Below are 11272 nucleotides of genomic sequence, written 5' to 3'. Positions count from 1 at the left end.
GGATTCTGAAAAGTTTTTCTTCATAATGAATGATTTGGTAAATTAATGATAAGTTAATAACAATAGTTTGTTCTAATAAATAGAACAACAAAGATACAGGGTAATAAATCATATTATCTGGAAAACAGTTTCTATACTGTGAAAATATATTATTCGTTTCTTTGTAACGGGAAGCAGGGATAAATCTTAAGTTTGAGATGCCCCAGGCATCTCATTAGTTTGCCCTAGGCAAACCATTGGAATGGCTAGGGCATACCATTGGGATGGCACCGACCTTTTTACATCAATAAAAGAAGAGAGATGAAGAAACGAATTATGTTTGAGAAAGAATGCACGGAAGAATGTGCGGAGTGGATGGTGGACCGGATAGAAAGTCTGGTCAGTTATATGCAATATGGGCATGCCCTGATTGCATACAAACGGCAGGACGGGGCATTCCGCCTGGCTATGGGGACGCTGATATTGATCGCTATCACCGGGAAAGAGGATTCAAAAGTATTGGCTATCATTTTGTGATCCATCAGGACGGAAGGATAGAAGAAAGGATGGGTGGCCTTTAGGCCGGGGTGGTGGGAGTGCCCATCCGTCTCTCTTACTGTTCCTTCGCTGCTTCTTCGCTATCGTTGTTGCCTTTATATTCTGTGGGTGACATACCGTACAGCTCTTTGAATGAGCTGGAGAAGTGGGATATATTCGAGAACCCGGTTGCATAAGCTACTTCGGATACTGTCAGTTTCTTTTCGGACAATAGAGTTGCTGCCTGCTTCAAGCGGATGTTCCGTATAAAATCCCGGGCCGATTGATTGGTTAGTTCCTTCAATTTACGGTGCATGTGTACACGGCTCATTCCTGCATTGGCAGCTAGCATTTCTACATTTAGATTTGGGTCGTCCAGATGCTCATTGATGGTCTTCATGATTTTCTCTATCAATATTTCATCATTGGACTTCCGTTCAATCTTCACAATTTTCTCTTCTACCTGCTTTTCATTAGAGAACCTGTTCCTGAGACGCTCGCGGTTGTTTATCAGGTTGTTGACTGTTGATTTCAGCAGGTCGGAATTGAATGGTTTTACAATATACGCATCGGCTCCCGTTTCCAGCCCTTCGATCTTATCTTCTGCTTTGGATTTTGCAGTAAGCAGGATAATGGGAATATGGTTGATGTTGATGTTTTGTTTTACCTTTCTGCTTAGCGTAATACCGTCCATTTCCGGCATCATCACATCGCTGATAATCAGGTCGGGTTTTTCTTTAAGGATTTGTTCCCAGCCATCTTTACCGTTGACACTTTCGCTGATGCGGAAGGAATCGCTGAGTTCATCGCTGATATAACGGCGTATCTCATCGTCATCTTCAATCACCAATACTTTGTAGCGGGTTCTGGCTTTTACCTTTTTCTGTTCATCTTGTGCTTCATCAATCAGGCTATCGGGAAGAGAAGATTTCTTCCGGTCGATGATAGGTTCTTTCTCGATCATCTCTTCCGGATTCTCCAAATCTTCCATTTTCAGATGGTCGCACCCCATGGGCAGGCGGATGATAAAACGTGTACCAGCACCTTCCTCCCTGTTTTTCGCTTTAATTATTCCCTGGTGAAGCTCAACCAGCGAACGGGATAAATGTAATCCGATACCTGTACCGAAATTAGAGTTGGTGAGGTCGTTGTTTATCTGGTAGAACCGTTCGAAGATTTGTTCTATCTTATCTTTATCTATACCAATTCCGTTGTCTGTTACGCTGATTTCAAAATATCTCTTTAAGGGGCCTTTGATTGCTTCATTACATCCGGTGGATAACTTAATGTCAATCTCGCCTCCTTCCGGCGTATATTTGAACGCATTGGATAATACATTTAGTAATACCTTATCGAAATTATTCAGGTCGACCCATGCTTTTAGTTCTTTATCACTGTGATCGAATATAAAGCGTATATTCTTCTTTTGCGACTGGTATTCAAAGGTTTGCATGACATCATATATAAAACCGACAATGTCTGTTTCACGATATTTGAGATGCATTTGTCCCTTGTCGAGCTTACGGATATCCATTAATTGGTTGATTAGTCGCAGGATACGTTGCGCATTGCGATAGATCATCAGGTAGGTAGCCTGTTTCTCCTGGTTTCCTTCGGCGATCAACTTTTCCAGCGGACTGATAATCAGTGTCATTGGTGTACGGATTTCGTGGGAGATATTAATGAAGAATTGTAGTTTGGCTTCATTAATTTCTTCCTGGTGTTCCATTTCCAGTCGCTCCTGCCTATGGCGGAATCGCGAAAGGATATACATGATAATACCATATATAATGATACAAGTCAGGATAACCCAACCGAATATAGCCCATGTGGTTTGGTACCAGGGTGGGGTGATGATGATACTTATGGTACGCGTATCCGAGAGGTTGCCATGATCCGATGCCCGTACCTGGAAGGTGTATTTGCCGGGATTCAGGTTGGTAAATGTTACCCGGTTCATTCCGGGGTAAGTGCTGGACCATTCATTGCCCAACTCATCTATTTTATACTGGTAAATAATCCGTTCGGGGTTACTGAATTCCAATGCGGAGAACTCAAAGCTGAACGTATTCTCATTATAGGCAAGGGTGAATTCGGTTGCATCCATGACGGAAGATTCTGTGATCACGTTTTTACCGGATTTATCGCCTTTCTTAATGGCACGGTTGGCCAGAAAGAACTCAGTGATAATCACTTTCAGGTCTTTTTTCTGTTCAACCACCTCTTTGGGATAGAAAGTTGTAATTCCATTTGTCCCTCCAAAGTACATCTTGCCTTGCCTGTCTTTGAACATAGCCCCACGGCTGAATTCATTTCCCTGAATACCATCGGCGGCATAGTAGTTGATGAATTTATCGTCTTTGACAATCATCTTGGAAAGTCCCTGATGGGTACTGATCCAGATATTCGACCGCTCGTCCTCCAACATACCACAAATTACATCGCTTGGCAACCCGTTGTTTGTGGTGAAGTGTATGAATTTCTCAGTTCTTTTATCAAAGCAGAATAACCCTTCTGTTGTTCCGATCCAGATATGCCCGTCGCTACTTTCGAGAAGGGAAGATACGACATAGCCGGGCAATAGGTTGTTTTGATTAAGATAATTAATGAATGTGTTTTTCTGTGGGTTGAAACAGGCAAGTCCATTATAAGTACCTATCCATAGTAAACCATCGCTTCCTTTGAGGATGCAACTGATCCAGTCGTTCGGTAAACGGTCGATCTTCCAGTCGTTACTTTCTTCGCGGGTCGATTCATAGCGCATAATAGAGCGATCGTTCAGCCCTATCTTCCAGATGCCTGAACCGAATGTTCCGATCCATAAGTTCCGGTGATTGTCTTCGGTGACGCAGGAAACCTTTTCGCTTACTCCGGTACTGTTGTTGGCCGATAATTGGGGAATGTATTCGCAATGTCCTGTGCGCTTATTCATTTTTGCCAATCCGTTAAAATAGGAGCCCAACCACAGATTCTCATCGGAATCTTCGTATATGGTCATGATTGTACCCGGTACGGAAGTCGGGTTGCCCGGTTGATGGCTATAATGGATTAGCTGTTCACCTTGGTCGTTAATGCCGTATAGACCGTCATTATCCGTACCGATCCATGTTATGCTTTGATTATCAGTCCAAATAGCCATAACACAACTGGAACCTATTGTGTTTTTCTGTATGGATTTATAGCCATAATAGTTGAAACGGTTCAGTGTGCTTGGAATAAGAATAATCCCTTTTTGAAAAATTCCCAGCCATAGGTTATTATCTTTATCCTGCAACAGCGAGTGGACTTTAGATTTAGAGAAATCGAATGGGGCAGCATTCATCTGGCAGTCTACGATGCTGTTTTTATCTGCATTGTATTCTTTCAGTCCTTCGCCGTCTGTACCAATATAGATCGTTCCCTGTCTGTCGAGCATCAGGGTCTTGATATTCAATGTCATTTTGTTGTTATAAGGAACAGGACTAAAAAAATCTGCATTGTTACTTGTTCCTTTTCTTAATACATAAAGACCTCCAGTAAGTGTTCCTACAAAGATATTTCCATTGATATCTTCGCAGATGGACGAAACATCTTCATTTGTTAATCCTTGTGCGGCTTTAAAGTTTTTGAGCTCTTTGGTTTCGGGCGAATATCGGAACAGACCTTTCCCTTCTGTGGCAATCCACAGGTTTTGATTAGAATCTTCAAAGATTGTGTTCAGGAAGAGGCTGCTTATTCGTTCCGAAAGTCCGGACTCTACGGTAACATCAAAAGGTTTGTCGGTTTTGGTTTGGTTGACCCGGATAGAAATGGCTCCCTGCCCCGACGTCGACATCCATATTTCGCCATTGGCTCGTTCGATGATCGCAGTAATATGCGGAGTTACGTTTTCGTCATTCCGCTGCAAGTGAATCTCGCTGAAAGAGTCGGTGGCACGATCATACAGTTGCAGTCCATTGATACAACCAATCCAGAAATTACCATAGCTATCTTCGTATAATGAACGTACATAGTTGTTTTTTAAGGAAGTAGAGTCGAGGGCATGATGGCGATAAATCGAAAAACGGGTACCATCGAATTTGTTGAGGCCATTTTCTGTAGCCACCCATATAAACCCTTTCCTGTCCTGATACACTTTGTTGATCAAGCTGTTTGATAATTCCTTATCCGTGGAATAAAACCGCCCGGTTTGCGCTTGCAGAGAAAAGGAGAATAAAATAAAGAATATACTTATTATAGCCGATAGGTGTTTCTTCATGATGGAAATCAGATTTTTACGTCAACGCATGAAGCAAAGATATAAAAAATCTCGGTTATATACGGCTACAACTGTATTTTGTAACTAGCAGAAAAGTAAATGTTACCACGATGTTAATCTATGTAACGGTGGGGTAACGAATTGAAACGGTTGTTTTGCTATAATCGCAAATTCCTTTGTAAGTTTGCAATATTGAAACTAGCACTAATAACCTTATAATTATAATACTGAATATGAAAACATGAAATCTATTTTTCCCTTTTCCGACCTATTAAGAAAATACGAATAACATTATTAATTTAAACTCAGAATGATTTTATGAAAAGCACAAATCATTATCTTAAGCCTTTAGGGCTGCTTTTTATGTTGTGCCTCATGCCTATGTGGTTGCTTGGTCAAAGCATTCCCGTTAAAGGCACGGTAGTTGATCCTGCCGGAGAGCCTATCATTGGGGCAAGTGTTTTGGAAGTTGGAACCTCTAACGGAACAATCACCGATATCGACGGTAATTTCTCCCTGACGGTTTCTTCCAAAGGAAAGTTGAAGATAACTTATATCGGTTATACACCTCAGGAAGTTCTTGTAGATGGTAAAAGACAGATCGACATTACCATGAAAGAAGATTCCGAAATGCTGGACGAAGTTGTAGTAGTAGGGTACGGCCAAATGAAGAGAAGCGACCTGACGGGTTCGGTGGTTTCGGTTAATGATGCCGCTATCGCCAAGGCTGTACCGACATCTATCGACCAGGTACTTCAAGGACGTGCCGCAGGGGTGCAGATACAAGCCAATTCCGGAACTCCCGGTGCCAGTACATCTATCCGTATTCGTGGTATTAACTCATTAAATGCATCAAGTCAGCCTATATTCGTTATTGATGGTGTGGTAATTGACTCTGCTACAGATGATGCCAGCAGCAATCCGTTGAACGCAATTAATCCATCGGATATTGCATCTATGGATATATTGAAAGATGCCTCGGCAACTGCTATTTACGGTTCGCGTGCATCGAATGGTGTAATCATTATTACCACTAAACGCGGGCAGACCGGCGAAGCAACCATTACTTACGATGGTTATATCGGTTGGCAGGAGATGCCTAGTCATCTGGATATGATGAACCAACAAGAATATGCTTATCATCATAATGCCCGTTCAGATGCAGGTATTGTAACTCCAAGCAGTGCTTTTGTCCGTCCCGATTTGTTAGGAAAAGGTACCGACTGGCAAGATGAGCTTTTTCAAAGGGCTATGATGACCAATCATGCGCTTTCTATTACAGGTGGTAACGATAAAACCACATATGCTATCAGCGGTGGTTATCTCAGTCAGGATGGTATTGCAGTAGGTTCTGGTTTTAAACGCTTATCACTTCGAGGGAATATAGACTCACAGGTGAAGAAATGGCTCAAAGCAGGTATAAACTTCTCTATGGCAGATACCAAGCAAGAGGTGGGTACCGATAATGATATAATAATGAATGCTTTACGTCAACAGCCAACAGTGGCAGTAACTAATCCTGATGGTTCTTTCGATGGTCCTGACGATGTTTGGATGCCGGTAAATCCTGTAGGTATGGCTTCTATCCGCGAAAACTATAATCAGAAATATAATTTCCGTATTAATTCTTATTTAGAAGCTACAATAATTAAAGGATTAACCTATAAAACAGAACTTTCGGCGGATTATAACTGGGCTAATATTTACTGGTTTGAACCATCCTATCAATTTGGTATCCTGGAAAATAAAACCCGTACATCTCGTCGTACCAAGAATGATACCAAATACTGGTCGTGGAGAAATATCATTACCTATAATAATACCTTTGGCCGTCATGCCGTTAACGGTATGTTGGGACAAGAAATGTCGGAAGCTAAATGGGAGAACCTACAAGGTGCTACTACAGGTTTTCTAACCAATACAACCCATGATCTTGATGCCGGAGATGCTACAGCATCCAGTGGAACAGGTAGTGTAGGAGCAAGTTCAATCGCTTCATTCTTCGGTCGCGCATTCTATTCATATGATGACCGTTACCTGCTTACCGCTACGTTACGTCGCGATGGCTCATCGAAGTTTTCTAAAGATAATCGTTGGGGGTGGTTCCCATCAGCCGCTTTGGCATGGAAAGTTTCTAATGAAAGTTTTATGGAACCTGTCAGCAGTGTAATGAATAATCTGAAGTTGCGCTTGGGTTGGGGAGCTACCGGTAACCAAAATGCGGCTAACTGGACTTATATGGCTTTACTTAGTTCGAAAACCACACCATGGGGAACAGGGGTCTTGACCGGCAATACACCTAATCCTGACTTGAAATGGGAAACAACCTATTCTACTAATATCGGTTTAGATTTCAACCTTTTCCAAAATCGCATTGAATTCATTGCCGATGTATATTATAAGAAAACCACTGACTTGTTATTACAACTCCCGTTACCTGCTTATATGGGATCTAATGGACCGGGAGCGGCTTCTAATCCATGGGCAAATGTCGGTGAGTTGGAGAATAAAGGGATTGAACTCACCATGAACACCGTTAATATTGATAGAAAAGGTTTCCAATGGAAATCTAACTTTGTATTCTCGCTCAATCGCAGTAAAGTACTTAGTCTGGATACGGAAAGCTCATCCATCGAAAAAACGTATCGGGTAGGTGATGACAACTCGATCATTACAAAAACTGTAGTGGACCAGCCTATCGGACAGTTCTGGGGATATAAAGTGATCGGACGTTTTAATAAAGCTGAAGATTTCTTTTATAAAGATAAAGATGGAAAAGTGCAACCAGTGGCTCTGCCTGCCGGAGTAACTATTGATGAAAGTGGCGCCTGGATTGGAGATTATATTTTTGCTGATTTAAATGAAGATGGCGTTATTGACCATAACGACTGTACCTTTATTGGTAATCCTGAGCCGAAATTTACCTTTGGTGTTGGTAATACATTTTCATGGAAAGGTTTCGACCTGACGATTTTCCTTTCGGGTTCTTACGGGAATGATGTGTTGAATTATAATCGCAAGTGGATTGAAGACCCACGTGCTAATAATAATCAGTTGAAAAAGGTAATGAACTATGCCAAAGTAGAAAAGATTGATCCTGATGGTCCTAATGATTACCGCAATTTGCATGTAACCGGTGGAGATCCTCATATGTCACGTATCTCAGCGTCATCTACTAATGCCAATCAGCGTATGAGTGATCGGTATGTAGAGGATGGTTCATACTTACGTATCCAGAATATTTCGTTAGGCTATACTTTCCCAAAGAAATGGATTGCTCCGCTCAACCTGACAAACGTGAAGATATATGCAAACCTGCAAAACGTGTATACCTGGACAAAATATGATGGCTTCGACCCCGAAGTGGGTAGTATGTATGGCGATGCTTTGATGAATGGACTTGACTATGGCCGCTATCCTTCTCCACGCATTTATACTTTTGGTTTAAACGTTGCATTCTAATTTAAAAAGAACAAGATAATGAAAAGCAAAATAATTATCATACTTGCATGGGTTGGTTTATTTACACTGTCGGGATGCGATGACTTCCTGGAGCAAACCAACACAACTAACCCCAATGCGGACACTTTCTTCGATAGTGATGAAGCTGTTCGTGCTGCAACAGCGCCACTATATAATGTGGTGTGGCATAACTTTAATGAGAAATTCTATTATAGTATGGGCGACGGACGCTCTAATAACATCTCTGCCCAGTGGTCGAATTATATTAAAGATTACACCAACTTTAATGAAACTTCACAAACCGAAGGGCTGGAAGATGCATGGGGATCACTGTATTCGGTGGTAGCGCAGTCCTGTAATACCATAAATAATATTCAAGAAAAAAGTCAGTCGAGTGTTTCCGAAGCGGCTAAACTGGAAGGTATTGCCGAAGCTCGCTTTATGCGTGGTGTAGCTTATTGGTATATAGGTTCACTGTGGGGTGATGCTATTCTATATGAACGCACATCTGATTTGGCGAGTAATTTCGTTGTTCCTGCCAGTCGTCAGATTGATGTCATTGAATTTGCCATTCGTGACCTGGAATATGCTGCTAAATATTTGCCACGTACTTCAACTGCCGCAGGACGTGTAAATCGTTATAGTGCTTTTGGTATGCTGTCGCGCGTTTACCTTTCAATGGCTGGCCTCACAGAGAGTGGTGCATATCAGGGTGCCGGAACAACTATTGCTAATCCTAACCGCGGTAGTCGTAATACTTATTATCTGGATCTTGCCCGAAAAGCTGCGATGAAAGTCATCAATGAATCTTCTTTCAGTTTAATGGAGAATTATGGTGATTTGTATACTTATGCGAATAATAATTGTAAGGAAGCCATGTTTCAATTGCAATGGTTGGCTGGTTCTAACAGCACCTTGCCTTGGGGAACAACGAATCCTATACAAGCATTCTTTGGATGGTCGACTATGGTATCCGATGCCACTAACTGGGGAAATGCAACTTACTCTTCATGGGATTTAGTGGATACTTATGATCCGAAAGATGTGATCCGTCGTCATGCTACCATTTGTGTTTACGGTGACGAATATCCTGAATTATATAAAAAAGGTGGAGGGTATATCTACGGCATTACCGAAGAAGGTTATACGGAGAAATGTAATATCAAGAAGTACGTAATCGGTACTCACGACGATAACGGCGTATCTTACCAGCAGAGTAGTGGTCTAAATACACATATGCTGCGTTTAGCCGAGGTTTATCTGAACTTAGTTGAGGCTATTTTAGGCAATAACCCTTCTACTACCGATGCTACTGCCCGTACATATTTTAATATGGTACGTAGCCGTGCAGGTATGAAAGAAAAAGCTGTGGGCGAAGCGATTACTTATGAAGAAATTAACTACGAACGCCGTATTGAATTGGCAATGGAAGGACAGTATTGGTATGACCTTTTACGCCGCGGTTATTATGAACAAGACAAAGTAGTTCAATATCTCAATTCTCAAAAACGTAATGCTGGTTATCGATATATTGAGGGGACTACTCCGGATGGTGGAGTGAAGATGTACGAATTCCGTAGTGAAGGTACAGGTATTTTTCCGGCTACAGCGAGACATTTGCTACTGCCTATCTCTGACACAGACAAGGGCAAGAACAAATATCTGGATACGGCTAAGTATCCGGCAGAGGTTTATGAGTTCGATCCGGAGGATAAGATAAGCGAAAGTGATTTGTATAACTAACTAAGAAGTACAACAATGAAAAAGATAAAATATATATTCCTGATGTGTATTGCTCTGCTAGCCGTCGGTTTTGCATCGTGTAGCGATGACGACGACAAAGACAGCAAACCCATTCATGTGACCCAGATATATCTGGAAGATTACAACTCTACTGTGCCCGATCGTCCGGTTGAATTTGCACGCCTGGGACAGATGATACGTATTGAAGGTAGTGGCTTTCTGGGTATGAAGAAAGTATATATCAATGGATACGATACATATTTCAACATGTCTTATGTGGCGGATAATTCCATGTTAATAACCATCAACTCCAAAACTCCGGTGATTGATGCCGAAGAAGATGTAAGGAATACCATCCGTTTAGTAAAATCGGGAGTGGAATATACCCATGATTTTGTTATACGCGATGCTCCTCCAAGCGTAACTTCTGTATCTCATACTATGCCGCAGGCAGGTGAAATGATTACGATTTACGGAACGGATCTTGTAGAAATACATACCATAACCTTCCCTGGTGGAATAACTGCCGATGCGGGAAGTATTGTGAGTGCCCCAAGCGGTACATGGTGCCGGGTAAAAGTTCCATCGGGTATTACCGAAGGTGGTTCTATTCTTCTGGAAGGAGCTAATGGCGGAGCATACTCACCTCCATACTTTAATTTTAAGAAAGGGTTACTATTTAACTTTGACGGCGTAGGCTCTTACAGTTGGGGTGGCGGAGAAATATCAGGCGATCTTAACGATCCGATTCCTACGCAGGGCGATGGTCCTAAGTCACAGAATATATATCGTTCGCTTAATAAAGATGGCAAAACTTATCTAACATCTTTGTCGGACGTAGCTTTTGGATGGGCGAATTCGGATAACTGGCCTACCGTACTTAATGCCAATGTAATTCCTCCGGGAACGGCTACTAACTTGTGTGGTGTACAAATGGATATTTATGTAGAAGGCGAATGGAATTCCGGAAGCATTCGTATGGTAATTGCCGATGGATCTGGCGCCAGCAGATATTGTATGGTATATGCGCCTTGGGTAGAAAACGGGAAGAGAGTTCCTTTTGTAAATCCGGGTTGTTGGTTCACAGTAACATTCCCATTCAGCGACAGTGCCGATTATGTAGATAAAACTTTTGCAGATGTGTTGGCATCGTCTGTTGCTGCAAGTTACAAACAATGGGGTCCACATTTCGACAATGTTGATATTGATGAAGTTGCCTGTGAAGATACAAGTGTGAAGATCTATTATGATAATCTACGCGTGGTGTTACTTGAGGCACCTCAGTACAGTGACTTTGATGATGAAGAAGAGTAA

Annotated in this window: 4 protein-coding genes and 1 pseudogene; 4 read left to right on the top strand and 1 reads right to left on the bottom strand. The window is 41.9% G+C overall.

Annotation, left to right across the window (positions count from 1 at the left end; genetic code table 11):
• Positions 1 to 300 precede the first annotated feature (300 nt).
• A pseudogene (locus D0T87_RS07975) lies at positions 301 to 420 on the top strand (hypothetical protein); the annotation flags it as partial.
• Between the two features lie 172 nt (positions 421 to 592).
• On the opposite strand, the gene D0T87_RS07970 reads toward D0T87_RS07975, so the two are convergent.
• Positions 593 to 4753: a two-component regulator propeller domain-containing protein gene (locus tag D0T87_RS07970; protein ID WP_163174558.1), complete on the bottom strand. Its 4161-nt coding sequence runs from the start codon at positions 4751 to 4753 to the stop codon at positions 593 to 595.
• Positions 4754 to 5071: 318 nt separating this feature from the next.
• Here D0T87_RS07970 and D0T87_RS07965 point away from each other — a divergent pair, with 318 nt between their 5' ends.
• The 3 genes from D0T87_RS07965 to D0T87_RS07955 are packed head-to-tail and all read left to right on the top strand — an operon-like array spanning position 5072 to position 11272.
• Positions 5072 to 8215, top strand: coding sequence for a TonB-dependent receptor (locus tag D0T87_RS07965; protein ID WP_163174556.1), 3144 nt, complete (start codon positions 5072 to 5074; stop codon positions 8213 to 8215).
• Positions 8216 to 8233: 18 nt separating this feature from the next.
• Positions 8234 to 9958, top strand: coding sequence for a RagB/SusD family nutrient uptake outer membrane protein (locus D0T87_RS07960; RefSeq protein WP_163174554.1), 1725 nt, complete (start codon positions 8234 to 8236; stop codon positions 9956 to 9958).
• A 15-nt stretch (positions 9959 to 9973) separates the two neighbouring features.
• Entirely contained in the window at positions 9974 to 11272 is a 1299-nt protein-coding gene (locus tag D0T87_RS07955) for a glycan-binding surface protein (protein WP_163174552.1), read from the top strand.

The organism is Bacteroides sp. 51, assembly GCF_010500965.1.
Lineage (GTDB): Bacteria > Bacteroidota > Bacteroidia > Bacteroidales > Bacteroidaceae > Bacteroides.
Note: the sequence above shows the minus strand (reverse complement) of the source record. Positions and strands in the feature narration are given on the sequence as shown.

Excerpts from the sequence above, each read along its gene's own strand:
- D0T87_RS07965 (WP_163174556.1), top strand. The coding sequence starts at position 5,072 with ATGAAAAGCACAAATCATTATCTTAAGCCTTTAGGGCTGCTTTTTATG.
- D0T87_RS07955 (WP_163174552.1), top strand. The coding sequence starts at position 9,974 with ATGAAAAAGATAAAATATATATTCCTGATGTGTATTGCTCTGCTAGCC.
- D0T87_RS07970 (WP_163174558.1), bottom strand. The coding sequence starts at position 4,753 with ATGAAGAAACACCTATCGGCTATAATAAGTATATTCTTTATTTTATTC.
- D0T87_RS07960 (WP_163174554.1), top strand. The coding sequence starts at position 8,234 with ATGAAAAGCAAAATAATTATCATACTTGCATGGGTTGGTTTATTTACA.